Source organism: Microbacterium hydrothermale (genome assembly GCF_004854025.1).
GTDB lineage: Bacteria > Actinomycetota > Actinomycetes > Actinomycetales > Microbacteriaceae > Microbacterium > Microbacterium hydrothermale.
The window spans coordinates 256,866-282,268 of record NZ_STGM01000002.1; the positions used below are offsets into that span (position 1 = coordinate 256,866).

The 25,403-nt window shown below is 72.2% G+C and carries 19 protein-coding genes; 10 read left to right on the forward strand and 9 right to left on the reverse strand.

Features of this window, described 5'->3' with window-relative positions:
• Positions 1-85 precede the first annotated feature (85 nt).
• Positions 86-1,279, reverse strand: coding sequence for a chromate efflux transporter (chrA, locus tag FB047_RS04870; RefSeq protein ID WP_136586079.1), 1,194 nt, complete (start codon positions 1,277-1,279; stop codon positions 86-88).
• A 54-nt stretch (positions 1,280-1,333) separates the two neighbouring features.
• Positions 1,334-2,290 carry a Gfo/Idh/MocA family protein gene (locus tag FB047_RS04875; protein WP_136586080.1) on the reverse strand — a complete coding sequence of 319 codons (957 nt, stop codon included), beginning with the start codon at positions 2,288-2,290 and terminating at the stop codon, positions 1,334-1,336.
• Positions 2,291-2,400: 110 nt separating this feature from the next.
• On the opposite strand from FB047_RS04875, the gene FB047_RS04880 reads away from it, so the two are divergent.
• The 8 genes from FB047_RS04880 (at position 2,401) to FB047_RS04915 (ending at position 10,744) form a co-directional block, all read left to right on the forward strand.
• Positions 2,401-3,561 (forward strand): polysaccharide deacetylase family protein, encoded by a 1,161-nt coding sequence (locus tag FB047_RS04880; RefSeq protein ID WP_240752634.1) that lies wholly within the window; start codon positions 2,401-2,403, stop codon positions 3,559-3,561.
• Positions 3,562-3,719: 158 nt separating this feature from the next.
• Positions 3,720-4,847, forward strand: a complete 1,128-nt coding sequence (locus FB047_RS04885) for a glycosyltransferase (protein WP_136586081.1) — start codon at positions 3,720-3,722, stop codon at positions 4,845-4,847.
• 56 nt (positions 4,848-4,903) lie between these two features.
• Positions 4,904-5,161: a glutaredoxin family protein gene (locus FB047_RS04890; RefSeq protein WP_136586082.1), complete on the forward strand. Its 258-nt coding sequence runs from the start codon at positions 4,904-4,906 to the stop codon at positions 5,159-5,161.
• Positions 5,162-5,166: 5 nt separating this feature from the next.
• A complete protein-coding gene (locus FB047_RS04895) occupies positions 5,167-6,099 on the forward strand; it encodes an amidohydrolase family protein (RefSeq protein ID WP_240752635.1) in 933 nt (310 codons plus the stop codon).
• A gap of 31 nt (positions 6,100-6,130) precedes the next feature.
• Positions 6,131-7,375: a kynureninase gene (locus FB047_RS04900; RefSeq protein ID WP_136586445.1), complete on the forward strand. Its 1,245-nt coding sequence runs from the start codon at positions 6,131-6,133 to the stop codon at positions 7,373-7,375.
• A 46-nt stretch (positions 7,376-7,421) separates the two neighbouring features.
• Positions 7,422-9,170, forward strand: coding sequence for a cation:proton antiporter (locus FB047_RS04905; RefSeq protein WP_205822664.1), 1,749 nt, complete (start codon positions 7,422-7,424; stop codon positions 9,168-9,170).
• 94 nt (positions 9,171-9,264) lie between these two features.
• Positions 9,265-10,017 (forward strand): SDR family NAD(P)-dependent oxidoreductase, encoded by a 753-nt coding sequence (locus FB047_RS04910; RefSeq protein WP_136586083.1) that lies wholly within the window; start codon positions 9,265-9,267, stop codon positions 10,015-10,017.
• 250 nt (positions 10,018-10,267) lie between these two features.
• Positions 10,268-10,744, forward strand: a complete 477-nt coding sequence (locus FB047_RS04915) for a recombinase family protein (RefSeq protein ID WP_136586084.1) — start codon at positions 10,268-10,270, stop codon at positions 10,742-10,744.
• Positions 10,745-11,125: 381 nt separating this feature from the next.
• On the opposite strand, the gene FB047_RS04920 is transcribed toward FB047_RS04915, so the two are convergent.
• Positions 11,126-12,673 carry a DEAD/DEAH box helicase gene (locus FB047_RS04920; protein ID WP_136586085.1) on the reverse strand — a complete coding sequence of 516 codons (1,548 nt, stop codon included), beginning with the start codon at positions 12,671-12,673 and terminating at the stop codon, positions 11,126-11,128.
• A gap of 243 nt (positions 12,674-12,916) precedes the next feature.
• On the opposite strand from FB047_RS04920, the gene FB047_RS17345 reads away from it, so the two are divergent.
• Positions 12,917-13,039: a hypothetical protein gene (locus tag FB047_RS17345; protein WP_264629851.1), complete on the forward strand. Its 123-nt coding sequence runs from the start codon at positions 12,917-12,919 to the stop codon at positions 13,037-13,039.
• Between the two features lie 19 nt (positions 13,040-13,058).
• On the opposite strand, the gene FB047_RS04925 is transcribed toward FB047_RS17345, so the two are convergent.
• The 6 genes from FB047_RS04925 to FB047_RS04950 all read right to left on the reverse strand — a co-directional run bounded on the left by FB047_RS04925 (position 13,059) and on the right by FB047_RS04950 (position 24,771).
• Positions 13,059-13,631 carry a DNA-3-methyladenine glycosylase I gene (locus tag FB047_RS04925; protein WP_136586086.1) on the reverse strand — a complete coding sequence of 191 codons (573 nt, stop codon included), beginning with the start codon at positions 13,629-13,631 and terminating at the stop codon, positions 13,059-13,061.
• A gap of 144 nt (positions 13,632-13,775) precedes the next feature.
• The gene (locus FB047_RS04930) at positions 13,776-15,878 is read right to left on the reverse strand and encodes an acyl-CoA dehydrogenase family protein (RefSeq protein ID WP_136586087.1); all 2,103 of its coding nucleotides are present in this window, start codon (positions 15,876-15,878) and stop codon (positions 13,776-13,778) included.
• Between the two features lie 384 nt (positions 15,879-16,262).
• On the reverse strand, positions 16,263-18,302 hold the full coding sequence (gene recQ, locus FB047_RS04935; protein ID WP_136586088.1) for a DNA helicase RecQ: 2,040 nt from the start codon (positions 18,300-18,302) through the stop codon (positions 16,263-16,265).
• 81 nt (positions 18,303-18,383) lie between these two features.
• The gene (eccCa, locus tag FB047_RS04940) at positions 18,384-22,388 is read right to left on the reverse strand and encodes a type VII secretion protein EccCa (protein ID WP_136586089.1); all 4,005 of its coding nucleotides are present in this window, start codon (positions 22,386-22,388) and stop codon (positions 18,384-18,386) included.
• Positions 22,385-23,410: an FHA domain-containing protein gene (locus FB047_RS04945; RefSeq protein ID WP_167494150.1), complete on the reverse strand. Its 1,026-nt coding sequence runs from the start codon at positions 23,408-23,410 to the stop codon at positions 22,385-22,387. The genes eccCa and FB047_RS04945 overlap by 4 nt, the downstream gene beginning before the upstream one ends.
• Positions 23,407-24,771 (reverse strand): hypothetical protein, encoded by a 1,365-nt coding sequence (locus FB047_RS04950; protein WP_136586091.1) that lies wholly within the window; start codon positions 24,769-24,771, stop codon positions 23,407-23,409. The genes FB047_RS04945 and FB047_RS04950 overlap by 4 nt, the downstream gene beginning before the upstream one ends.
• Before the next feature lie 293 nt (positions 24,772-25,064).
• Here FB047_RS04950 and FB047_RS04955 point away from each other — a divergent pair, with 293 nt between their 5' ends.
• A complete protein-coding gene (locus FB047_RS04955) occupies positions 25,065-25,376 on the forward strand; it encodes a WXG100 family type VII secretion target (RefSeq protein WP_055831852.1) in 312 nt (103 codons plus the stop codon).
• The last annotated feature ends 27 nt before the right edge of the window (positions 25,377-25,403 follow it).

Genomic DNA, 25,403 nt, shown 5'->3' on the forward strand with positions numbered 1-25,403 from the left:
CAGTCGCGGCGGCGGGGCCGTGCGCTCATCCTGGCATCGGTGGGACGCGGTGTCACCCCGCGCGGGACCGGCTCTCGGCCGCCGCTCAGGTGAACGAGACGACGACGCCGCCCGCGGCCCCCACGAGCACGACCGCCCAGGCGGGCGCCTTGAAGGCCGTCAGCAGCACGAACCCGATCGCCGCGAGCACCAGGGGTCCCGGCCCGGTGATCGCCGTGGTGAACACCGGGGAGTACAGCGCCGCGCCCAGGATGCCGACGACCGCGGCGTTCGCCCCGCCCATCGCCGCGCGCACCCGCGGCCGGCGGCGCACGGCGTCCCAGAACGGAAGCACGCCCAGCAGCACGAGGAAGCCGGGGAGGAAGATCGCGGCGAGCGCGATCCCCGCCCCCGCGAAACCGCCCGGTCCCACGTCGGAGACGGCCCCGAGGAAGGCGGCGAACGTGAAGAGCGGGCCGGGGACGGCCTGCGCCGCGGCGTAGCCCGTGAGGAACGTCTCGGGCGAGACCCACCCCGTCTGCACGACCCCGGACTGCAGCAGGGGCAGCACGACGTGACCGCCGCCGAACACGAGGGCCCCCGACCGGAAGAACGCGTCGGCGAGGGCCACCGCTCCCGATCCCGTCGCCACGGTCAGCAGCGGCAGGACGACGAGGCCGAGCACGAAGACGAGAAGACACCCGACGGCGACCGCGCGGGGGACGCCGAACGGCGGAAGCTCGTTCTCGGGCGGGGAGTCTCCGTCGCGCAGCAGGACGAGCCCCGCGACGACGCCGACAGCGAGCGCACCGAGCTGCCCCGGCGCCGCCGGGAGCAGCAGCGCGAGGGCGAGGGCCACGACGGCGATGCCCGCGCGGCGGGCGTCGGGGGTGAGGGTGCGCGCCATCCCCCACACCGCGTGGGCGACGATCGCCACGGCGACGATCTTGAGACCGCCGAGAACCCCGCCTCCCACGGGCCCGCCGAGCGCGGCGGCACCGGCGGCGAAGGCGACCAGCAGCACCGCCGAGGGAAGGGTGAACGCGGCGAAGGCCGCCAGCGCACCGCCCAGGCCCGCGCGTTGCAGACCGATCGCGAACCCCACCTGGCTGGAGGCGGGGCCAGGGAGGAACTGGCACAGGGCGACGAGGTCGGCATACGCCCGGTCGTCCATCCACCGGCGGCGCACGACGAGATCGTCGCGGAAGTACCCGAGGTGGGCGACGGGCCCGCCGAAGGAGGTGACGCCGAGGCGCAGGAAGGCGAGGAAGACCTCTCCCACCGAACCGGTCCTCTGCATCCCCGGATCCTCTCGCCGCGGGGGAAACGGCAGGTGAACTCTCGGGGGTCGCCGCTAGGAGAGCGGGACCGCGAGCACCTCGTCGACGAGGCGCAGGGTCAGCGCCGTGAGGTCCTGATCCTCGGTGACGTCGGCTCCGGCGATCGCGTCGCGGAAGCGCTCGACCTCACCCGCCATCGGCGACGGCGGAGCGTCGACCTCGATGACCTGGGGAGTCCGCCCCCGCGGCGTGAGGGTGAGCCGGCGCGGCGCATCGATCGCGTCGATCGTGAGCGAGCCCTCCTCTCCCTGGATCTCGCTCGGCAGAGCGGTGTCGGTGATCTTCGACCACGCGACGTCGGCGACGAAGCCGTCGTAGACGGCCAGCGCGCTGCCCAGGCCGTCGGTGCCGGACGCGATGCCCACCCGCACGCCGTGCACCGCCCGGGGCCGGCCGAAGAGGCGCACGAGCGCGTGCAGGGGGTACACGCCGAGGTCGCGGAGGGAGCTTCCCCCCAGCGCGGGGTCGAAGATGTTCGTCTGCTCGCCCGCCAGCACGTGGTCGTAGCGCGCCGATCTCTTCTCGTAGCGCAGCGAGACCCGCCGCACGGTTCCGAGTCGGGGCAGCAGCTCGCGCACCGCCGCGAGACCGGGGTCGTACGCGGAGCGCATGGCCTCCAGCAGTACGACGCCCCGCGCGCGGGCATCGCGCACCGCGGCGTTCCAGTCGTCGGCCGACAGCACCGCGGGCTTCTCGACGAGCGTCGGGATGCCGGCATCCACCGCCGCGGCGATCTGCTCCGCGTGCACGGAGTTGGGGCTGGCGAGGTAGACGGCGTCGACGTCGTCGGCGGAGAGCAGATCGTCGAGACCGACCGCGGTGCCCGGCGCGCCGACGGCGTCGGCGAAGGAACGCGCCCGGTCGGCGTCGCGCGAGGCCACGCGCGACACGGCGACGCCGTCGACCGCGTCGACGGCCTCGACGAAGCGTTCCGAGATGCTGCTGGTGCCGACGATGCCGATGCGGATCATCTCCCCATCCTCTCGCGCGCGCGCATCGCGGCGCGCCGGTCCCCCGGACGGCGCGGATCGTCCCGCTAGGATCGCGGCGAGCCGCCCCACCCGATCCCGAGGCACCGTTCATGACGATCACCCGAGCCGCCCGCCGCCGGCGCGCCAGCCGCCGCGTGCGCGCGCGGCGCGCCCTCGTCTCCGTCGTCGCCGTCGCGGTCATCGCGGGCGGCGTCGCCGTCTTCGCCGTCACGCGCGGAGGCGGCTCCCCCGACACGACCGACGCGGCCACCACGGTCGCCTCGAGCACCCCCACGCCGACGCCCACCCCGACCCCGACTCCCCTCACCCCGGCCGAGCGGCTCCTGTCGACCACCACCGATCCGAATGCCTGCGCGGTGTCGTTCGCGGGCGAGGGCATCGCCCTCGACCCTCAGGTGCAGACCCAGGGCTACCGCTACGAGGCCCTGCCCATCCCGCAGGCCGAGGGCCGCGTGTTCGCCGGCTGGTACCCCACCACCGCCGATGCCGCGGCGCTGACGGCCTCCGCTCGCGTGAACGGCGCCGATCTGGTCGCCTGCACCGACAGGGAGCGGGTACTGCACGCCGGATGGACCACGCCCGCGGCGAACACGGCCGAGGACGCCGGCATCCCGATCCTCATGTACCACCAGTTCACGCGGAAGCCGGAGGGCGAGGACGGCTGGCTCCGCGGCAACTACGCCTACGTCGGCGACTTCGACGCGCAGATGGCGTATATCAAGGACGCGGACTTCTACCTGCCGACCTGGGACGAGCTGAGCGCCTTCATCGACGGCCGGCTCTTCCTGCCGAAGCACTCCGTGATCATCACCGACGACGACGCCGACTCCAGTTGGCTCGAGCTGGCCGCCCCGATCGTCGACGGCAAGAACCTGCTGACCACGTCGTTCGTCATCACCTCGTTCCGCACCGAGCCGACCCCGAACACCTTCGTGCTGCAGCGATCGCACACGCACGACATGCACCGCGCCGGCCCCAACGGCAAGGGGCGGATGGTCAACGACGACGCCGACACGATCGCCGCCGACCTGGAGGAGTCTGCCCGGATCCTCGGGGCCAAAGAAGTGGTCGCCTACCCCTTCGGGCATTACAACGAGACGACGAAAGAGGGCGTGCGTCGCGCCGGTTTCGCCCTCGGCCGCACCATCGAGCCCGGGTACGTGCGCATCGGCACCGATAAGCTGGCCCTGCCCGTCGTCAGGGTCAATTACGGAATGACCGTCGACGACCTCAAGGCGAAGATCGGCTGAGCACGACAAGAGATCGTGCCGATGGAGAGCTGTTTCTGGCCGGACGCTGGGGTGAACACCCGCTAGCTCCCAGGTAACTCCTCCACAATCCCAATTTGGGCACGCGTCGGCCGGTCTACGCTGTGTACTTCTGGCTTACCGAGAAAACGCGAGCACACATGGATATTTCCGTCATCGTTCCGACCTTCAACGAGGGTCCGAACGTCGCCGAGCTGGTCCGTCGCACGACGGACGCCCTGCTCGGTCGAGACGTGGAGATCATCTTCGTCGACGACTCCCGCGACGACACCCCCGACATCATCCGGGCGGTCGCCGCGACCGCCACGGTCCCGGTGCGCCTCATTCACCGCGACGAGCCCGTCGGCGGTCTGGGCGGTGCTGTGGTCGAGGGCATCAAGGCCGCGGCATCCGACTACTGCGTCGTCATGGACGGCGACCTGCAGCACCCGCCCGAGGTCATCGCCGAGCTGCTCGCGCGGGCCGAAGAGGGAGACGCCGACGTCGTCGTCGCCTCCCGCTACATCGCGGGCGGGACGTCCGACGGTCTCGCCAACGCCGTGCGCACGACCGTCTCGCGCGCGTCGACGCTGCTGACCAAGGCGATGTTCCCGAAGAAGCTGCACAACTGCTCCGACCCGATGACCGGGTTCTTCCTCGTCGACCGTCGCTCACTCGAGGTCGAGACCCTGCAGCCGCGGGGCTTCAAGATCCTCCTCGAGATCCTCGCGCGCAAGCAGATGCGCGTCGCCGAGGTGCCGTTCTCGTTCGCTCCGCGCTTCGCCGGGGAGTCGAAGGCCTCGTTCAGCCAGGGCATGCGCTTCCTGACCCAGCTGACGATGCTGCGCTTCGGTCGCATGTCGGCGTTCGCGCTGGTCGGCGGCCTCGGCGCCGTCGCCAACCTCCTCATCATGGGAGCCCTGCAGGCCGTGGGCGTGCAGTACATCGTCGCCGCGGTGATCGCGAGCATCGTGACGATCATCGCGAACTTCCTCGCCCTCGAGTACCTCGTCTTCGCCGACATGCGCGCCGAATCCGGACTCATGCGCCACCGCTTCGTGAAGTCGTTCACGTTCAACGGCATCGAGGCCATCGTGCGCATCCCGGTCATCTGGGTGCTCGTGAGCCAGGCGCACATCCAGAGCGTCGTCGCGGCCGCCCTCACCCTCATCGCGGCGTTCGTGGTGCGCTTCGTCTTCCACGCTCTCGTGGTCTACGCGCCCAAGAAGAGCCGCGTCGGCAAGGTCGTGCGCGCCGTCGAGCCGCTCGAAGACGAAGTCACCGCCTGAGCCCCGACCCCGCGGGACTCCGCGCCCGCACAGCGGCGGCGGCGTACGCTGGAGACATGTCCTCCGACGCATCCATCCGTATGTTCGGCGCCGACTGGTGCCGCGATTGCATCCGCACCAAGAAGCAGCTCGACGAGCTCGGCATCGACTACGAGTACATCGACCTCGTCGCCGACCCCGCCGCGGCCGATGTCGCCAAGGAGATCTCGGGCCGCACGAGCATCCCCGTCGTCGTCTACCCCGACTCCAGCCACCACGTCGAGCCCTCCAACGCCGACGTCGAGGCGAAGCTCCGCGAACTCTCGCTCATCTGAGCACCGTGCAGCCGGTCCGGCGGGCGCTGACCGGCGAGGCCGGCACGATGCTGCCGGCCTTCGTCGATCACCACGTGCACCTGCACCTCATCGACGCCGCCGGGCTCCCCCGGCGCGGGGTCGCCGCCGTCGTCGATCTCGGCGGTGATCCCGTCGCCCTCGCCCGTCGCGTCGACGGCCTCCCCCGCGTGTCCTACGCGGGGGCGTTCCTGACCGTCCCCGGAGGGTATCCCCTCGGTCGTTCCTGGGCCCCCGCCGACATCGTGCGCGTGGTGACCGCGAGTTCGCGGCATCCGGGGGTCTCCGGCGGTGCGCGCACGGCGGTAGACGCGCAGGTGGATGCCGGGGCCTCGGTCGTCAAAGTGGCGTTGAACGTCGACGCGGGCCCGGTTCCCGACGACGACACCCTCGCCGCGATCGTCGCGGCGGCCCGCGAGCGCGGGCTGCCCGTGGTCGCGCACGCGCAGGGCGCCGGACAGGTGGAACGCGCCATCGAGGCGGGAGTGTCGGTCCTCGCCCACGCCCCCTTCGACGCCCCCGTCTCGCGACGGCTGCTCGCGAAGGCCGTGTCCGCCGGTCAGGCGTGGATCTCCACCCTCGACATCCACCGCGGCGCGGCGCGCGACGTCGCGATCGCGAACGTGCGCGCGTTCGCGGCGCGCGGCGGCCGGGTGCTCTACGGCACCGACCTGGGCAACGGCCCCCTCCCCGTCGGCGTGAACAGGCGGGAGCTGCTGGCCCTGCACGAGGCCGGCGTGCGCGACGACGCCCTCATCGCCGCACTGACGGACCCCTGGCCCCGCGCGGAGCGGACCCTCGGCGTCTCGACCTTCATCGCCGGTCCCGCTCCCGCCGGTGCCGCACCCGCCGACGACGTTCCCACCTGGCTGAGCCGGGCCACCGTCGTCCCGACCGAGGAGCTGACGCGTGTCGACTGACCCCTCCCCCGACTTCGGATCCGTCGACCGCCTGGAGGTGCCGCACCCCTCGCTGGAGGTCGAGGCGGCCGCCCTCGACGCCGACGACCCGCTCGCGGCGCACCGCGCCGCCTTCGTCGGCGCGGAGACGTCGCTCATCTACTTCGACGGCAACTCCCTCGGACGCCCTCCCCGCGCCACCGCCGAGCGCCTCGCGCGCTTCGTCACCGACGAGTGGGGCGGACGCCTCATCCGCGGATGGGACGAGGCGTGGATGGACCTGCCCTTCGCGATCGGCGACCGCATCGGCGCCCTCGCCCTGGGCGCGGCATCCGGGCAGACCGTGATCGGCGACTCAACGACCGTGCTGCTCTACAAGCTGCTGCGCGCCGCCCTCGACGCCCAGAGCGCCGCCGACCCCGAGCGGGTCGAGATCGTCGTGGGCCGCGACGACTTCCCCACCGATCGCTATCTCGTCGAGGGCATCGCCGCCGAGCGGGGCGCCCGCGTCGTCTGGGTGGAGGTCGACACGTCCCGCGGCGTGGATGCCGACCTGCTGCGCGCCGCGGTCGGTCCGCGCACCGCGGTGGTGCTGCTCAGCCACGTCTCGTACCGCTCCGGGTACCTCGCCGACGGCCCCGCCCTCACCCGGATCGCCCACGAAGCGGGCGCTCTCGTGCTGTGGGATCTGTGCCACTCCGCCGGATCCGTGCCGATGGACCTCGACGCGTGGGGAGTGGACCTCGCCGTCGGCTGCACCTACAAGTACCTCAACGGCGGACCGGGCTCCCCCGCTTTCGCGTACGTCGCCGCACGGCACCAGCACCGCCTCACGCAGCCGGTGCAGGGGTGGATGGGGGCGGCCGACGTGTTCTCGATGGGCCCGCAGTACCGTCCCGCCGACGGCATGCGCCGTTTCCTGTCGGGGACGCCGCCGGTGCTCGGCATGCTCGCGATGCAGGACACCCTCGACCTCCTCGACGAGGCCGGGATCGACGCGATCCGTCGCAAGTCGATCGCGCTGACCGACTTCGCGGTGCGGGTGGCGGACGGCATCCTGAGTCCCCTCGGTGTGAGCCTCGCCTCGCCGCGCGATCCCGCCGAGCGCGGAGGGCACATCACCCTGTCGCACCCCGCGATGCGCGCGGTCACCGCGCGGCTGTGGCGCGGCGACGTCATCCCCGACTACCGCGATCCGCACGGGCTGCGCATCGGACTGTCCCCCCTGTCGACGAGCTTCACCGAGACGCTCGCGGGCATGCGGGCCGTGGCCGACGCGCTCCGCGCCGAAGCCTGACACGCCGCGGTCGAGGCCGCACGAGGCGGGGGGCTAGCCTCGAGAGGTGATCGATCCGCTCATCATCGTCGTCGCCGGCGTGGTGGTCGTCGCCCTCGCCACGGTCATCGGGCCGCGCTTCAACATCGCCGGTCCCCTCGTTCTGCTCGCGGTGGGCGCGGGGGTCAGCCTGCTGCCCTTCGTGCCGGCGTTCGCGGTGAACCCCGAGGTCATCCTCATCGGGGTGCTCCCGCCCTTGCTGTACTCCGCGGCCGTGCAACTGCCCGCGATCGAGTTCCGCCGCGACTTCGCCCCCATCGCCGGCCTGTCGGTGCTGCTGGTCGTGTTCAGCTCGCTCGTGCTCGGACTGTTCTTCTGGGCGGTCATCCCCGGCCTCGGGCTCGCCCTGTCGATCGCGCTGGGGGCCATCCTGAGCCCCACCGACGCGGTGGCCACCTCGATCGCGAAGCGCCTGGGCATCTCGCCGCGCGTGGTGACGATGCTCGAGGGGGAGAGCCTGCTCAACGACGCCACGGCCCTGGTGCTGCTGCGCACGGCGACCGCGGCGGTGGCATCCGGATTCGCCTTCGGCGACGCCGTGGCATCCTTCGCGTGGGCCGTCGTGCTCGCCCTGGCGCTGGGCGCGGTGGTCGGGTGGGTCAACCTGCGCGTGCGGGAGCGCGTGTCGAACTCCGCGGCGAACACCGCCTTGAGCTTCACCGTGCCGTTCATCGCCTACCTGCCGACCGAGCACCTGGGCGGCTCGGGCCTGGTCGCGGCGGTCGTCGCGGGCATCGTCACCGGACAGGGCGCCGCCCGGCGGTTCACGCCCGAGCAGCGCATTAGCGACCGGCTCAACTGGCGCACGATCGAGCTGATCCTCGAGGGCGGGGTCTTCCTCGTGTTCGGGCTGGAGCTGAAAGACATCGTCACGGCGAACCTGCGCGAGCACGAGGGTCTCTGGCACGGGACCTGGCTGGCGCTCTCGGCGCTCGGCATCACGCTCGCCGCGCGCGCGCTGTACGTGTCGTGGCTCATCTGGATCCAGGGACGACGCAGCCACCGCGCCCCCCGGCATCTCGAGAGGGTCGACGACGCGCAGCGGCGCCTCGACCGCTTCGAAGAGGCCTACCGCACCGCCCCCGAGCAATTCGGCGCGCGTCTCGAAGACCCCGCTCGCGCCGAGCGGCGCATCGGGTGGATGCGCACGCGCATCGCCCGCACGATGGCCGATCTCGACTACTACCGCGACACCCCGCTCGACGCGCGTCACGGGAGCGTCATCGTCTGGGCCGGGATGCGCGGCGTCGTGACCCTCGCGGCCGCCCAGACGCTCCCCGTGGAAACCTCGCAGCGCCCCCTGCTGATCTTCGTCGCGTTCCTGGTCGCCCTGTTCAGCCTGGTGCTGCAGGGCCTGACCCTCCCGACCGTCGTCCGCCGGATCGGACTCGCGGGCGACGGGGGCGAGGGGCCCTCCCGCGACGAGCAGCGCGCCCTCGACGCGGAGCTGCGGGATGCCGCGATCGCGGCCGTGCAGTCGGGAACGCTCGTGCGGCGCGACGGCGAGGCCTTCCCCGCGGAGATGATCGAGCGGGCCGGCGCCCGCCTCGTGCAGCCTCCCGACGAGGAGGCCTCGACGCGCGTGCGCGATTTCCTCGAGCTGCGGCTCGCCTCCATCGAGGCGATGCGGCACCGCCTGCACGACGTCGGCCGCGACGGCCGCTACAGCACCGCCGCCCTGCGCCACGCCCTCGCCGAACTCGACGCCGATCAGCTGAGTCTCGAGCTGCGCATCGACGACGGCGAGGACGCCTGAGCGGAATACCGTCGGCGGCATCCCTGTTTATATTCATGCGCATGCGGTCGCCACGAGATCCGCGGTGACTCGACGGCGGGAGAGAAGTGCATCCATGAGCAGGTTCGCCCAGAAGGTCGCCCTCGTCACCGGTGGCGGCAGCGGAATCGGAGCCGCGATCGCGCGGGAGCTGGCAGCGGAAGGGGCGTCGGTCGTCGTCACCGACATCAACCAGGATGCCGCCGAGCGCGTCGTGCAGCAGATCACCGACGCGGGCGGAACCGCCGCGGCCTTCGTGCAGAACACCGCGAAGTGGCAGGACTCGCAGGCGGCCGTCGCCTTCGCGCAGGACACCTTCGGCGGGCTCCACCTCGCCGTCAACAACGCCGGCATCGGCGCCCCGCCGCAGAACATCGGCGACTACGACGTCGAGGCGTGGGACCGCGTGCGCGCGGTCGACCTGGACGGCGTCTTCTACGGCCTGAAGTTCGAGCTGCCGGCCATCGTCGCCTCCGGCGGCGGGGCGATCGTCAACATGGCATCCGTGCTGGGCTCGGTCGGCATCGCGCAGAACGCCGCCTACGTCGCCAGCAAGCACGCACTGGTCGGCCTGACGAAGGTTGCGGCGCTGGAATACACCGCGAAGGGCGTGCGCACCAACGCCGTCGGTCCCGGATTCATCGACACGCCCCTCGTCCGCTCGAGCCTGAGCCCCGAGGCACTGACGCACCTCGAGAACGAGCACGCCACCGGTCGCCTCGGCACCGACTCCGAGGTCGCCGCGCTCACGCTCTTCCTGCTGAGCGACGCCGCATCGTTCATCTCGGGCAGCTACCACCTCGTCGACGGCGGATACTCGGCGCACTGAGCCACCGCCCCGGGCCCGCCGCGCGTGAGGTGCGGCGGGCCTTCGTCGTGCGGGGGTGTTCGTGCCGGGGGCGGTGCCGGGCGCGGGTCTCGCCCGTGAGGGCGGGCATGTCCCACTTCTGGTCGGTGCTGACGCCCTCGACCCGCACTTTTCGGGACGAGCACCGTCATAAGTGGGACGAGGGGGCGCCGACCCCGGCCCGGAGGGCGGTTTCGCAGGGGCGTGGGGCACAATGGTCGCGGAGGTTTCCATGAGCGATCCGATCCCGACGATGCCGTCATCCGCGGATGCCGCCGGGACCAGCCCGGTCCACGTGATGCACACCGCGGCCGAGTGCCCGAAGTGCTTCACCGAGTTGCAGAGTGATCGCGACTGGTGGCGCGCGCGTCCCGCCGGATCCCGTCTCGTCGGACTGGTGGTGTCGCGGCCCGACATGCCCACCGTCGTGCAGCAGCGCGACGATCTCACCCGCTTCGGCGTGCCCATCGAGGGCTTCCGCCACCCCGCCCCGGAGACGCTCGAGGGGTGGGCGAACCGCCTCGACCGGTTCTTCGGCACGCTGACGAGCGGCGACGTGCTCGTGGTCGCGAGCATCCACGCTCTCGGAGCGACCCGAGAGGATGCCAACCGTGCGGTCGCCGACCTGCGCCGACGCGGCGTGATGGTGAAGGTGTTGTCGCACGGCGACCGGCACCTGCACGACGCCTCACTTCCGTCCCGGGGCTGACCGGGGCGGAACTGAGGCGTCGCAGGAGCCGTCCGGCGGAGTCCTCGCCCGCATCGCGGCCCCGCGGCATCCTGGGCCGGCGTGTCACCCGCCGACTCCGCACGACGGCCGAGCCGGACCCACAACAACCGTCACGCGGAGTCCGAGCCCCAACCGCGGCCCCACGGCATCCGGAACCGGCGTGTCACCCGCCGACTCCGCACGACGGTTGGGCCGGACCCACAACGACCGTCCCGCGGAGTCCGAGCCCCGACCTCGACCCCGCGGCATCCGGAATACCCCGAGTCCGCACGACGGCCGCGCCGTCACCAGACGGCGGTGGCCGCCCGCACACGACGGTGCCCCCGCAGACGGATCTGCGGGGGCACCGGGAGAAGCGACTCAGCCCTGGGCGCGACGGTTCGTCCGCGGGTTGCGGGCGCCGACGACCATGCCGGTGGTGGGGGTTCCGGATGCCGAACGCCCGGCGCCCTGCGGACGGGCAGCGGGGGCGCCGGTGCGCTGCGCACCCGCTCCGCCCTGGCCGCGGCCCGCGCCGGAGCGCTGGCCGCCGCGACCGCCCTGCGGAGCGCGACCACCGGCCGGAGCGTCGGATGCCGGGGCACCCGCGCCGCGACGACGACCGCCGCCGCCCTGTGCGCCGCCGCGGGCCGAGGATTGCTGGCCCTCACCGCGGGCCGCGCGCTTGCGCTGGGCGTTGGCGCCCTGCGAACGTCCGCCGCCCTGGGGCTGCGCGACGACCGGCTCGGGCTTGACGTAGGGGGCCACCTCGCCGACCAGGGCGACGACCTCGGGAGAGGTGGAGGTGACCTGCTGCGGGGTGGCCGAGATCTTGGCCTTACGCAGGATGTCGAGGGTGTCGCGACGCTGCTCGGGGAGCATGATCGTCACCACGTCACCGGCGGTGCCGGCGCGCGCGGTGCGGCCGGAGCGGTGCAGGTACGCCTTGTGCTCGACGGGCGGGTCGACGTGCACGACCAGCTCCACGCCATCGACGTGCACACCGCGCGCGGCGACGTCGGTGGCCACGAGCACCTTGGCGCGACCGTCGCCGAAGGCGGCCAGGTTGCGGTCGCGGGCGGGCTGCGAGAGGTTGCCGTGCAGGTCGACGGCGGGGATGCCCGAGGCCGTCAGCTGCTTCGCGAGCTTCTTCGCCTGGTGCTTGGTGCGCATGAAGAGGATGCGGCGGGCGGTGCCGGAGGCGAGGGTCTGGACGAGGTCCTTCTTGGCATCCGCGTCGACCGGGGCGAAGACGTGGTGGGTCATCGCGGCGACGTGCGAGTGGGCCTCGTCGACCGAGTGCAGCACCTCGTTGCGCAGGAAGCGCTTGACGAGCTTGTCCACGCCGTTGTCCAGCGTCGCCGAGAAGAGCAGGCGCTGTCCGTCGGCGGGGGTGCGCGAGAGCAGGCGCGTGACACCGGGCAGGAAGCCGAGGTCGGCCATGTGGTCGGCCTCGTCGAGAACGGTGATCTCGACGTCGCCGAGGTTCGCGAAGCCCTGACCGATCAGGTCTTCGAGGCGACCGGGGCACGCGACGAGGATGTCGACGCCGGCGTTCAACGCGTCGACCTGGCGCTTCTGGTTCACGCCGCCGTAGACCGTCGTGGTCACGAGGTCGTAGGCCGCGGCGAGGGGCTTGATGACCTCGTCGATCTGGTTGGCCAGCTCGCGGGTCGGAGCCAGCACGAGCGCGCGGGGCTTGCGGCCGCGGCGGCGGTCGGCCTTGGCGGCGAGCCGGGCGACCAGCGGCAGCGAGAAGGCGAGGGTCTTGCCCGAGCCGGTCTTGCCGCGGCCGAGCACGTCACGGCCGGCGAGGGTGTCGGGCAGGGTGTCGGCCTGGATCGGGAACGGCTCGTTCTTGCCCTGAGCGGCGAGAACGTCGATGAGGGGGGCGGGCACGCCGAGGTCGGCGAAAGTCTGGGACGTCATGAATACTCCTGCCGCGGCGCACGCGCGCACGGCGGTTCGGGATGCCGCGATGCTGCGGCTGCAGGGGCGAAGGCGCCGGGTGGCGCATCCGTTCGCCGTGAAGGTCAAAGGCCCGAGAAGAGGGGGCCGGTGCGTTCGACGACGCGTGGAGCGAAAGCTCCAGAGATCAGTCTACCGGGTGGGACGGTCATCTCCGTCTCTCGGGGGATCCGCAGAGGCGCGAGCACTCGTACCGTCGATGGCATGGATATCGCCTCGATGATCATGGGCGCCTCGATCGCGTCGATCGCCTGGATCGGGTTCTGGCCGTGGGCGAAGCTGCGGCGGTTGCGAGAACTCGACGCTCACGACAGCACCATCGGCTGAGCGCGCGACCAGGGAAGAGTCACGCGGCGGCGCGCCAGCACCCCGCCACGTGGTCGTCGACCATGCCCGAGGACTGCATGAGGGCGTACATCGTGGTCGGTCCGACGAAGCGGAATCCGCGGCGACGCAGTTCCTTGCTCATCGCGGTCGACTCGGGGGTCACGGCCGGCACCTCGGCGAAGGTCGCCGGGGGTGTGTGCGCGGCGGGGGCGAACGACCACATCAGAGCGTCGAATTCGCCCTCAGCCATGGCCGCCACGATGCGGGCGTTGCCGATCACGGCCTCGATTTTTCCGCGGTGGCGGATGATGCCGGCATCCTGGAGGAGCCGCTCGACGTCGTCGGGGCCGAAGCTCGCCACGATCGACGGCTCGAAACCGTCGAACACCTCGCGGAAGCGCGGACGCTTGCGCAGGATCGTGATCCAGGCGAGGCCCGCCTGGAAGCCCTCGAGGCTCATCTTCTCGAACAGCGGACGGTCGCCGCGCAGCTCGGTGCCCCACTCTTCGTCGTGGTACCGCTGGTACTCGGCGTCGGTGCCCGCCCACGCGCAGCGGGTGACGCCGTCGGACCCGGTGACGAGATCGCTCATGCGTCCAGGCTAGGCGGGGCCTCCGACATCGCGCCGCGCCGCGTCACAGCGGCGGACCAGTGACGCGAGAACAGGCCGACCCTCGACGGATCGGCCTGTTCTCGCGTCATCCCCTGTCCTCGTCGGGGACCGGGGCGGATGCCGTCACCGGGCGGGCTTCTTCTCCGGAACCGGGGCGTTGCCCGAGGCCTTCAGCTCGGCGTAGTACGCCGCGGCCTCGTTCTGGCGGTCGTCCTCGACGCCCGAGGCGATCGAGGCGCGGATGTGCTCCGGGCCGTAGCCGAAGGCATCGACGAGGTCCTGCGCGTGCGGACGGAGACGCGCGCACAGGCGGTCGATGTAGCTCGACACCGCCGCGGCACGCTGCGTCGAGAGCCGGCCGTTGATGAGGTACCAGGCCAGGTGCTTCTCGATGAGCTGCAGACCGAACAGGTCGCGCAGCCAGGTGAGCACCCGGAGGGTGTCGCGGTCGCCGATGCGGTTGATGGCGTCGGTGAAGGCCTCCCACTGCAGCAGTTCGCCGTGCGCGCGAGCGGCCTCGATGAGCTCGGCCTGGTTCTCGTTGAACAGCGCCGCCGCCTCCTCGCGGGAGAGCTTGGATGCCGGGCGCAGGCGCCCCGCGATGTCGGCGATCATCTGCTGAACCCGACCGGCCAGCAGCTCGTGCTGCTGCTCGGCGCGCAGGCCCTTCTCGACCGACCGGGCGGTCGAACCGAAATCGCTGACCGCCTGACCCAGCTGACGCATCCCCGCACCGTGGAAGAGCTTGCCGGCCGTCTGGCCGACGGCGAAGGCGGCGAGCTGCTTGGCATCCTTGCCCTTGAACTGCTTCGCGTAGTCGGCCAGCAGACGCTTGCCGACCAGCTGGAGGAGGATGTTGTTGTCGCCCTCGAAGGTGACGTAGATATCGAGGTCGGCGCGCAGACCCACGAGTCGGTTCTCGAACAGGAAGCCCTGCCCGCCGCACGCCTCGCGCGACTCCTGCAGGGTGTCGAGCGCGTGCCAGGTCGACAGCGGCTTGAGGGCCGCGGCGAGGGTCTCGAGGTCTTCGCGATCGGCGTCGGTGTCGAGCGCGCCGCTGAAGACGCCGTCGAACTTCTGCAGGAACTCGTCGTGCGCGAAGATCTCCGCGTACGTCGTGGCCAGGCGCGGCAGGAGACGGCGCTGGTGCTTCCCGTAGTCGAGCAGGGTCACCTCGGGGGTCCCGCTGCCCGAGTCGAACTGGCGGCGCTGGTTGCCGTAGGTGATCGCGATGGTGAGGCCGATCGCCGATGCCCACGCCGCGGCGCCGTCGAGGGAGACGCGCCCCTGGACCAGGGTTCCGAGCATCGTGAAGAAGCGACGGCCCGGGCTGGCGATGTCGCTGGAGTAGGTGCCGTCGGCCGCGACGTCGCCGTACCGGTTGAGAAGGTTCGTGCGGGGGACGCGCACCTGGTCGAAGTGCAGGCGACCGTTGTCGATTCCGTTCAGACCGCCCTTCAGGCCGTCGTCCTCGCCGCCGATGCCGGGGAGGAAGTTCCCCGCGTCGTCGCGCAGCGGCACGTAGAAGCAGTGCACGCCGTGGTTGACGCCCTTCGTGATGAGCTGCGCGAAGACCGTCGCCGCCTTGCCGTGCAGGGCGGCGTTGCCGAGGTAGTCCTTCCACGCCCCGCGGAACGGGGTGTGGATGACGAACTCCTCGGTATCGGGGTCGTAGGTCGCGGTGGTGCCGATGGCCGACACGTCGGAGCCGTGCCCGGTCTCGGTCATCGCGAACGCCCCCGGGATCTCGAGGCTCATGATGCCGGGGAGCCACTTGTCGTGGTGCTCGCGGGTGCCCAGCTGCAGGACGGCCGAGCCGAACAGACCCCACTGCACACCGGACTTGATCTGCAGGCTCGGGTCGGCGGCGACGAGTTCTTCGAACCCGGCGATGTTGGCGCCGTTGTTCTCCTCGCCGCCGAGGCGCTTCGGGAACGCCCGGTGGACCGCCTTGTTCTGCACGAGGAGGTGGAGCTGGCTGAGGGTGCGCTCGCGGTGCGCATCCATGCCCAGGCTGTCGTCGCGCCACAGCGCGGGGTCTTTGATCATCTCGCGCGCCTCGCGGCGGGTCTCGGCCCAGGTACCGAGCAGCAGGTCGGTGACCCGCTCGGTGTCGATGCGGGCTTCGGCGGCCTCGGCCGCGCTGTGGGCGGCGGTCGGCGCGCCGCCCACGGGCGTGCGCGTGCTCGTGGCGGGCGTGGTGGGACGGACGGCGGCGTCGGTCATTCTCGGCACCTTTCGACGTTGCAAAGGGATGCCTCCACGGTAGGTGTCCCACAACGACCGCTCAAACATCCTGTGCGATGCGCACAACAGGCCCGCGCTCGCCCGGGCCGATTCGTTGTGGGTGGTCAACATTCCCGAGTGGGGGCTGAACGGACGGCGGTGGCTGTGGCGGGGCGGAGGGGCGGGCGGGGCGCGGCGGGTGGGGCGCACGGGGCGCGCGGGGCGCACGGGGCGCGCGAAGCGGCGAGACTGCACACCGCTGACGACTCGGCGGCGCGCTGCAACCGAGATGTCAGCAGCACGCAGTCTCGGCGCTCCCGGCACCCGGGCCCACCCCGGCACCCGCACGCGCACGCGCACCCGCCCCGCGGGACGAGACCCGCGTCAGTTCGCCGCGACCACCGTCAGGATGCCGTCACCGTAGGCCTCGCGCTTCTTGGCGCCGATGCCGGTGATGCCGTCGAGGTCGCCGATCGCCGTGGGACGCGCGGCCGCGATCGCGCGCAGCGTGGCGTCGCCGAACACGATGTAGGCCGGGACGCCCTGCTCCCGCGCCTTCTCGGCGCGCCACGCGCGCAGCGCCTCGAAGAGGTCGCGGTCGTCGGGGGCGACGTCGTCGGCACTCGACTTGCGCTGGCGACTCCCCCCTCCGCCGCCGCCCGTGCGGCCGAGGGCGTCGCGACGCAGCGGGACGGGGGTCTCGCCGCGCAGCACCCCGGCGGAGGCCTCGCTCAGCGCGAGGGTGCCGTAGTCGCCCTGGGCCACGATGAAGCCGCGCGCGAGCAGCTGCCGGATGACGCTGCGCCAATCCTGGTCGGACAGGTCGGCGCCCAATCCGTAGGTGCTCAGGCGGTCGTGGCCCTGTTGCGCGATGCGCTCGGTCTTGGCCCCGCGCAGGATGTCGATGAGGTGCCCCGCACCGAAGGCCTGTCCGCGCTCGCGCTGCAGGCGCACGATCGTCGACAACAGCTTCTGGGCGGCGACGAGTCCGTCCCACGTGTCGGGCGGGGTGAGGCACGTGTCGCAGTTGCCGCAGGGCTCGGAGCGTTGCCCGAAGTAGTCGAGCAGATTCTGCCGGCGGCATCCGACCGTCTCGCACAGGGCGAGCATCGCGTCGAGGTGCTGGCCGAGGCGCATCTTGTAGGAACGATCGCCCGGGGACTGGTCGATCATGCGGCGCTGCTGCACGACGTCGCCCAGGCCGTAGGCCATCCACACCACGGACGGGTCGCCGTCGCGGCCGGCGCGACCGGTCTCTTGGTAGTACCCCTCGACGGACTTGGGCAGGTCGATGTGGGCGACGAAGCGCACGTCGGGTTTGTCGATGCCCATGCCGAACGCGATGGTCGCGACCATCACCACCCCGTCTTCTCGGAGGAAGCGCGACTGATGCGCCGCGCGCACCGAGGCGTCGAGACCCGCGTGATAGGGCAGGGCGTCGAGGCCCTGAGACGCCAGGTACGCGGCGGTCTGCTCGACGGTCTTGCGGCTGAGGGCGTAGACGATGCCGGCCGAGCCCTCGGGCTGCGAGCGGATGAACTGCACGAGCTGGCGACGCGGGTCGACCTTGGCGTCGATGCGGTACTGGATGTTGGGCCGGTCGAAGCTGGCGACGAAGCCGCGGGCGTCGCGCAGGCGCAGGCGCTCGACGATCTCGCGCGCGGTCTCGGGCGTGGCCGTGGCCGTGAGCGCCATGCGCGGAACCCCGGGGAACCGATCGGCGAGGTCGCCGAGCGCGAGGTAGTCGGGGCGGAAGTCGTGGCCCCACTGCGACACGCAGTGCGCCTCGTCGATCGCGATGACGCTCAGGCGGCCGCGCGAGAGCAGCCCGAGGGTCTGCGCGCCGTTCAACCGCTCGGGCGCGACGTACAGCAGGTCGAGCTCGCCCGCGAGGTACGCCTGCTCGACGGCCTGGCGCTCGGCGGGCGCCTGCGTCGAGTTGAGGTAGCCGGCGCGTACGCCGTTGGCGATGAGCGCCTCGACCTGATCGTGCATGAGCGCGATGAGGGGGCTGACGACGAGCCCCGTGCCGGGTCGGACGAGAGCGGGCACCTGGTAGGTGACGCTCTTTCCGCCGCCGGTGGGCATGAGCACGACGGCGTCGCCGCCGTCGACGACGTGCTGGACGATGTCGGCCTGGTCGCCGCGGAACGCGTCGTAGCCGTAGACCTCGTGCAGCACCGCGCGCGGGTCGTGTCCGGTGAAGTCGCGGACGGCGGGCAGCTCACGCGCCGTCCCCGTGGCGGCGGCCGCGCGGGCGAAGGCCGACGCGGGGTCGACCGGGGGCGGCGGCGCGTCGAAGTCGTCGGGTGGCGCGAACTGGTCGGGGTCCCACTGCGCGCCGGCGTACGGGTCGTCGGGGACGTCGTACGACTCGGGCGGAGCGTCGGCGTACGACTCGGGAGCGGCGCCGGGATATGTCACTCCCCCACGGTAACCCGGGCCGCCGACATCGACACCGCCCCGCCCTCCGATGGGGACGACGGGGCGGCTGGGGAGGAGGGGTCAGTGCGTGGGCGGGGAGAAGGCGAGCTGGGATGCCACGAGCCCGTGCTCCCTGCTGACGATCTGCGCGCGACCGGGAGCGGCCCGCTCCGGCTTGACGCGACCGATGAGCGCCCCCTCTTCGGGGTTGCCTCCGAGCAGGATGCCGGTGACGCCGAGGTCGGTGAAGCGCTGGATGATCGGGTCGTAGGCCGCGCGGCTCGCGCCGCCCGATCGACGGGTGAGCACCACGTGCAGGCCGAGGTCGCCGGCCTGCGCCAGCAGCGGCTGGAGCACGGCCAGGGGGTTGCCCTGGCTCGTGGCGACGAGGTCGTAGTCGTCGACGAGGATGAATCCCTCGGCGCCCTTCCACCAGCTCCGCTCGCGCAGCTGTGTCGGCGTGACGTCGGGCCCCGGGATGCGCGTCGAGAAGTACTGCGCCAGATCGTTCATGCCGCCGGTCGCGAGGTCGTGCGAGGTGAGGTACGCACCGAGGTAGTCGTCGGGGATCTCGCCGAGGAGCGCACGGCGATAGTCGACGACGAAGATCTTCGCCTCGGCGGGCGTGTACAGCCGCTGGATCTCCTTCGCCACCGCGCGCAGGAACGACGACTTGCCCATTCCGGAGTCGCCGTACACGAACAGGTGCGGCTCGACGCGGGGGTCGACGCCGAAGGGCGACAGCTGGGCTTCCTCGATGCCGAGCAGCAGGCGACCGTCGCCGGGCTCGGTGAGCGCGCGCACCTCGTCGAGCGTGATGTTCTCCGGCAGCAGCCGCAGCTTCGGTCCGGGCTCGCCGTGCCACGCCGCGGCGACGCGGCCGATCATGTCGGCGACGCCGTCGGCGATCGTCGCGGGGTCGTCGGAGCCGTCGACGCGGGGCACGGCCGTGAGCATCTGCAGCTTCGACGCGCTGAGGCCGCGACCGGGCTGGCCGACCGGCACGTTCGCCGCCTGCTTGCGGTCGACGTCGGAGTCGGTCGGGTCGCCCAGGCGCAGCTCGAGGCGCGTCTGGATCAGATCCTTCAGGTTCGCGCGGATCTCGAGCCAGCGGTTCGCGGTGACGACGACGTGCACGCCGAAGCTGAGGCCGCGGGCGGCGATGGTCTGCACCCGCGCCTCGAGCGGCTCGAACTCCGAGCGGAGGGTCGACCAGCCGTCGATGACGAGGAAGACGTCGCCGAAGCCGTCGTCGAGGCGCCCCTCGCGTCGCCGCGAACGGTAGGTCTCGATCGAGTCGACCGCGTTGCGGCGGAAGTACTGCTCGCGCGCATCGAGGACGGCCTCCACCTCGGCCACGGCCCGGCGCACCGCCTCGGGCTCCGTGCGCGTGGCGACGCCCGACACGTGGGGGTGCTGCTGCATCGCGGTGAAGCCGCCGCCGCCGAAGTCGAGCACGAAGAACTGGAACTCCCGCGGCGTCCCGGTCAGCGCGAGGGCGGAGACGAGCGTGCGCGCGAGCGTCGACTTGCCGCTCAGGGGCGAGCCGACGATCGCCACGTGACCCGCGGCGCCGCCGAGCGACACGGTGAGGTGGTCGCGGCGCTGCTCGAGCGGGATGTCGACGAGACCGATCGGCACGGTCAGCGCGCCGGCGCTGCGCCAACGGTGCGACACGAGCCCGAGCTCGGGGTCTTCGGCCAGGTCGGGCATGAGGGCGTCCAGCGGAGACGGCTCCGCGAGCGGGGGCAGCCACACCTGGTGCGCCTCGGGCCCGCGGTCCTTCATGCGATCGACCGCGATCTGGAACGTCGAGCGCTTCTCGGCCGTGGGGGCCGCGATCGCCGCGGGCGCGGCATCCGCCTGCTCCGCAGACCCGTCGTCGTCGGGCTGGGCCAGGGCCGTGAACACCTCGACGCGGGCGGGGCCGCCCGAAACCGACTCGGCCCCGGCGGCGTCCACTCCCGCCGTTCCGCGCGGGCGCCCCGAGACGTAGGCCGCGCGGAACTGCACGAGGTTCTCGGTGTCGCTCTTGAGGAAGCCGACGCCGGGCTCCTGCGGGAGCGTGTACGCGTCGGGGGTGCCGATGATGGTGCGCGACTCGGATGCCGAGAACGTGCGCAGACCGATCCGGTACGACAGGTAGGTGTCGAGGCCGCGCAGCTTGCCCTCTTCGAGGCGCTGGGATGCCAGCAGCAGGTGCACGTGCAGCGAACGACCGACGCGGCCGATGTTCAAGAAGCTGTCGACGAACTCGGGCTTGGCCGTCAGCAGCTCCGAGAACTCGTCGACGACGATGAGCAGAGCCGGCAGCGGAGCCAGGTCGGTGCGTCCCCCGCGACGCGCGGCCTCGTACTCGCCGACGTTGGCGAAGTTGCCGGCGGCGCGCAGCAGCTCCTGGCGGCGCACGACCTCGCCCTGCAGGGCGTCCTGAAAGCGGTCGACGAGCGCGAGCTCGCTGCCGAGGTTGGTGATGACCGCCGACACGTGCGGCATCTCGGCCATTCCCGCGAAGGTCGCGCCGCCCTTGAAGTCGACGAGCACGAAGTTGAGCTGCTCGGGCGAGTGGGTCATGGCCAGCGCCAGCACGAGGGTGCGCAGCACCTCGGACTTGCCCGAACCGGTGGCACCGACCATCACGCCGTGCGGACCCATGCCCTGCGAGGCCGATTCCTTGAGGTCGAGCACGAGCGGGGCGCCCGAGGGCTCCTGTCCGATCGGCACGCGCAGGCGGTCGCGCTCGAGGCGCGGCGTCCAGGCCTGATCGAAGTCAACGGAGCGCACGTCGGGCAGGCCGAGGAGCTCGGTCAGCTCCGCCTGGCCCTGCGTCGTGGGGGCGTCGACGACCACCATGGGGGCGGGGCGCAGCGGCATGAGGCGGCGCGCGGTCGCCTCCGCTTCGGCGATGGACATGGCATCCGGGACGAAGGACTGCGCGCGACCGGCGCCGTCGATGAACTCCGCCGGAGCGGCGACCGGGGCGGCCTCGCCGCGGCGCGGACGGACGACGGTCGGCGTCTCGGCCAGGGCGACACGGGCGACCGTCGGGTCGTCCAGCTCGTCCCAGCGCGTGGGGAGGTCGATGACGGTGACGCCCTGCGCGCCCTCGAGTCCCGTGAGCGGAGCGTTCGACGACGACTCGACGCCGTCGACCACCAGCACGACGTGCGGGGTGATCCCGCCTCCCGGGGTGAAGCGGGTGCGGGAGGCGAGCTGCGCGGGCAGCATGTCGGTCAGTTCGTCGGGGGATGCCGCGATCATGCGCGCGGGTCCGAGACGGTCCTGCACGCGCGACGACATCGCGTGCGGAAGCCACTTCACCCAGTCCCAGGCGCCGATCTGCGCGGGCCCGGCGAGGACCGCGATGATCACGTCTTCGGGGTCGTGCAGCGTCGCCGCCGAGGCCACGAGCGAACGGGCGAGGCTGCGGACGGCCTCTTCGTCGGGGCCGACGAGTTCGATGCGCGCGTATTCGCCGAGGGGGAAGCCCAGCGGAAGGTCGCGCTGGATCTCGTGCGTGAGCATGAAGCGGTGCGCCGCGGAGGCGGCCACCGGGTCGAGTTGCGCCAGGGGCGGCAGCTCGGGGGCCTCGAGCGTCAGGCTCAGCGGCTGATCGGCCACGCCGATGCGGGCCAGCAGGAACGTCTCGTCGCCGGGCTGACGCTCCCACACGCGCGAACGCTCCTCGGCGATGAACGGCAGGGCCGAGGGGGCGGGCATGATCCACCCGCCGTGACGGCGCTGCTTGCGCGCGGCCACGCGCACGGTCTCGCGCAGCTCCGACAGGTAGGCGAGGTACTCGCGCCGGTTGCCCAGCACCTCGGCGTTGCGCTGCGCGCGCTGGCGCCAGCCGTTCACGGCCACGAAGCCCAGCGACGACAGCAGGAACATGCCGCCGATCAGGAAGCCGGTCGGCCCGCTGTTCGAGATGGTCACCATCACGATGGCGCCGACGCTGCCGAGCATCGGCAGGAGGGAGGTCAGGATGCCGCTGCCGCCCTCGTTCGGGACCAGCTCGGGCGGCGGCTGCAGCACGACCCGCCCGTTGGGCAGGGACGGCGGGGCGATACGCGGGCCCGTGCTCACACCGGACCTCCGATCAGTCGGCTCAGGGTGAACACGCGCTCGCTCAGACGCACCCGCGTGCCGTCTTCGAGCAGGGTGCGCGCACCGGGCTGCAGGGGGTGGACGGCTCCGTCGTCGTCGATGAGCTCCGAGCCGTTCGTGGAACCGGCGTCGATCACCCACGCGGTCTCGCCGTCGTGCTCGAGGCGCAGGTGCGTCTTCGAGATGAGCCGGTCGGGGTCGTCGACGGCGATCAGCACGTCGCCGGGCTCGCTCGCGACCGGCGCACGCCCGAAGTTCACCGCGGCGGGCAGGTCGATCTGCGCGCGTTGCCCGGTGTCGAAGACAACGAGCAGCTGCGCGCGGCCCACCGCTCCGGTCACGACGGCGTCATCCGACGATCCGGCCGTGGAGGCGACGACGGGCGCGACGCGCTCGCCGGCGGCGGCAGGTGCCTCGACCGCGGCCGGCGCCTCGACGGCGAGGAGCGGGGTGTCCCACGCGGGTGCGGTCGGCAGCGCGGCGGCGGCCGCCGACACCTGGAGGGGCTCGCGGACGGCGGAGGTGCGCGCGTGGACGGTGGGTTCGGCGAGTGCGGGGGCGCCGTCGGCATCCTGATCCTGTCGACCCCGGGGGGCGACGATCAGAACGGTGTCGGCCGCGCGGTCGGCCCAGGAGCGCCGCAGGCCCGAGCGGTCGAAGGCGGCCGAGGCGACGACGACCCAGGCTCCGGCGACGAGGACGAGCCCACCGAGAAGCACGAGCGATCCGCGTACGAACGCCCTGCCCGCGCCGGGCACGAGGGGAGCCTCGGCGCGCGATGTGCGCAGGCCGAACAACAGCGCGCCCGGGCCAAATCCGAGGCGCGCCTGGAGGATCCACAGGCCCAGCAGCGCCTCGGCGGCGACCGCCGCCCCCAGGACGGGCGATCCGAGGAGGGATGCCGCGCCGGCGGCGATGACCACGAGGGCGGCGTCGACGCTGAAGGCGCCGATGCGCACCCCCACCGTCGCGGGCGCGCCGAGCGGCGGCGAGGGCGTCATGCCGCCATCATCGCACGCGCGACCTCGATCGCTCCGGCGGCCAGCAGGCCGGCCGGGAGCGACAGGGCCGTCGCGAGCGCCTCGAACACGTCGCCCGTGCGCGACCATCCCAGCGACCTCAGGCCGCGACCCACCGGGACCACGAGGAGGGCGGCGGCCACGGCCGCGATCAGGATGACTCCGGCGACGACCACGAGCATGTCGGACGCGATCGTGGGCACGAGCGCCGTCAAGACGGCGGCGACGACGACGACGGCGCCGACACGGGCCACCCACCGCAGGAACGGCACCGTGCTCTTGCGCGAACCCAGCAGCAGCGCGAGCACCACCGTGACCGCGAGGCCGATGCGTCCACCGAGGACGACGGGGTCGGAGACCGCGAACGTCGGCAGGGCGGCGACCGCACTGGCTGCGCCGGCGGCGACGAGGAGCACGACCCCGACCGTCAGTCGCGCGGTCGAGCGTTCGACGAGGGCGTCGGCGTCGTCGGCCTCGATCGTGCGCACCTCGTCGGGCAGGCTCTGCCGCACGGTCCACCGGGTGCTCTGGAAGCGTCGGTAGTCGATGAAGGTGCCGGGCTCGACGTCGACGAGGCTCGCCTGCAGGATGCGCTGCGCGACGGGCACGAGCCCGAGGGTCACGGCGGCGGGGGCGGAGGGGTCGAGGTGCAGCAGGAGCGCGAGCGCCCACACGGCCGCGAGCACGGCGGAGATGATCGTCGCGGTGCGGCTCTGCGCGCGGAGGGTCTGGGTGGCCCCCATCACTCCGGCGACACCGGTGACGACGGACGCAGCGAGAAGACCCGTGAACACCGCGACCTGCACGGACGACGCGGGCAGATCGGGCACGATCGCCACTCCCCCGCCGAACGCGAGGGCGGCGACGGCCACGACGGGGGTGAGAGTCGCCGTGCGCGCCCGCGCGCGCAGAGAGAACATCGCGACGGCGGCGAGAGCCGCGAGAAGGGCGAGCGCGGCGACGGGGGTGCGCACGTCGACGGGAAGGGCGTCGGCATCGATCAGGCGGAGGAAGGCCAGGATGCCGCCCGCCGCGGCCATCACCATCCACACGGCCGTCGCGCGCGCGGCGACGGGTGCGCGGGGAGAGCGTCGATCGATCGCGTCGACCGTGGCGGCCGGATCGACGAGCACCAGCACGACCCCGTCTTCGAGCGAGGTCATCGCCGTGGAGCCGTCGATCTCCCGACCCGACAGACCGACCACGCGCACGTCGCTCCGCGTCGGGGTGCCGGCCGCGCGCAGCACGTCGGAGACCCGGGCGCGCAACGGCACCACCAGGTCGATCCTCGACGCACCGTCGATGAGAGCGACGCGTCGCCCCTGCACCACTTCCGCGCTCAACGGTCCCCCTCGTTCCCGCGCCACCGACCCGAGGGTCGGCTCAACCGCACCAGCGTATCCGCCCCCGTGACGGCGCCGGCTTCTTTCCCCTCACCATCGGGATTAAAGATGAGAGTTTTGTCATCTTTGAAAAAGCGCAAGAGGGTTGTCGCCTCGCCGAGCATTACGTATGTTCGAAGGCCGGTGGGGGGCTCCGGTCACTCCATCGATCCCGCGCGCGGGGCCGAATCCCGTGCGTGCAGACATGATCCGCAACGCCCGGGCGCGCCCCGGAGGAACATCGAGGAGACAACGTGGCAGATCTCATCGCAGCCCAGGAGGGTGCGCTTCGTCGCGGGGCCGAGGCGGTCAACACCGCGAAGTCGGGCATCGACGAGCAGGTGCGCAAGGTCCGCACCGAACTCGACCAGGTGGCCGGCTTCTGGACCGGCGCAGCGGCCGGCTCGTACACCCAGCTCATGCAGCGGTGGAACGAAGAGACCACCAAGCTCAACAACGTGCTCGTCACGCTCGAAGACGCCCTGCGCGGCACCGAGCGCGACCAGGCGGCCTCGGAAGAGTCGCACCAGCAGACCATCGGCAACCTGGGCTCGCTGCTCGGCTGACCCGCTCGACACGAAAGAAGGAACTCT

Excerpts from the sequence above, each read along its gene's own strand:
- chrA (WP_136586079.1), bottom strand. The coding sequence starts at position 1,279 with ATGCAGAGGACCGGTTCGGTGGGAGAGGTCTTCCTCGCCTTCCTGCGC.
- FB047_RS04875 (WP_136586080.1), bottom strand. The coding sequence starts at position 2,290 with ATGATCCGCATCGGCATCGTCGGCACCAGCAGCATCTCGGAACGCTTC.
- FB047_RS04880 (WP_240752634.1), top strand. The coding sequence starts at position 2,401 with ATGACGATCACCCGAGCCGCCCGCCGCCGGCGCGCCAGCCGCCGCGTG.
- FB047_RS04885 (WP_136586081.1), top strand. The coding sequence starts at position 3,720 with ATGGATATTTCCGTCATCGTTCCGACCTTCAACGAGGGTCCGAACGTC.
- FB047_RS04890 (WP_136586082.1), top strand. The coding sequence starts at position 4,904 with ATGTCCTCCGACGCATCCATCCGTATGTTCGGCGCCGACTGGTGCCGC.
- FB047_RS04910 (WP_136586083.1), top strand. The coding sequence starts at position 9,265 with ATGAGCAGGTTCGCCCAGAAGGTCGCCCTCGTCACCGGTGGCGGCAGC.
- FB047_RS04915 (WP_136586084.1), top strand. The coding sequence starts at position 10,268 with ATGAGCGATCCGATCCCGACGATGCCGTCATCCGCGGATGCCGCCGGG.
- FB047_RS04920 (WP_136586085.1), bottom strand. The coding sequence starts at position 12,673 with ATGACGTCCCAGACTTTCGCCGACCTCGGCGTGCCCGCCCCCCTCATC.
- FB047_RS17345 (WP_264629851.1), top strand. The coding sequence starts at position 12,917 with ATGGATATCGCCTCGATGATCATGGGCGCCTCGATCGCGTCGATCGCC.
- FB047_RS04925 (WP_136586086.1), bottom strand. The coding sequence starts at position 13,631 with ATGAGCGATCTCGTCACCGGGTCCGACGGCGTCACCCGCTGCGCGTGG.
- FB047_RS04930 (WP_136586087.1), bottom strand. The coding sequence starts at position 15,878 with ATGACCGACGCCGCCGTCCGTCCCACCACGCCCGCCACGAGCACGCGC.
- FB047_RS04945 (WP_167494150.1), bottom strand. The coding sequence starts at position 23,410 with ATGACGCCCTCGCCGCCGCTCGGCGCGCCCGCGACGGTGGGGGTGCGC.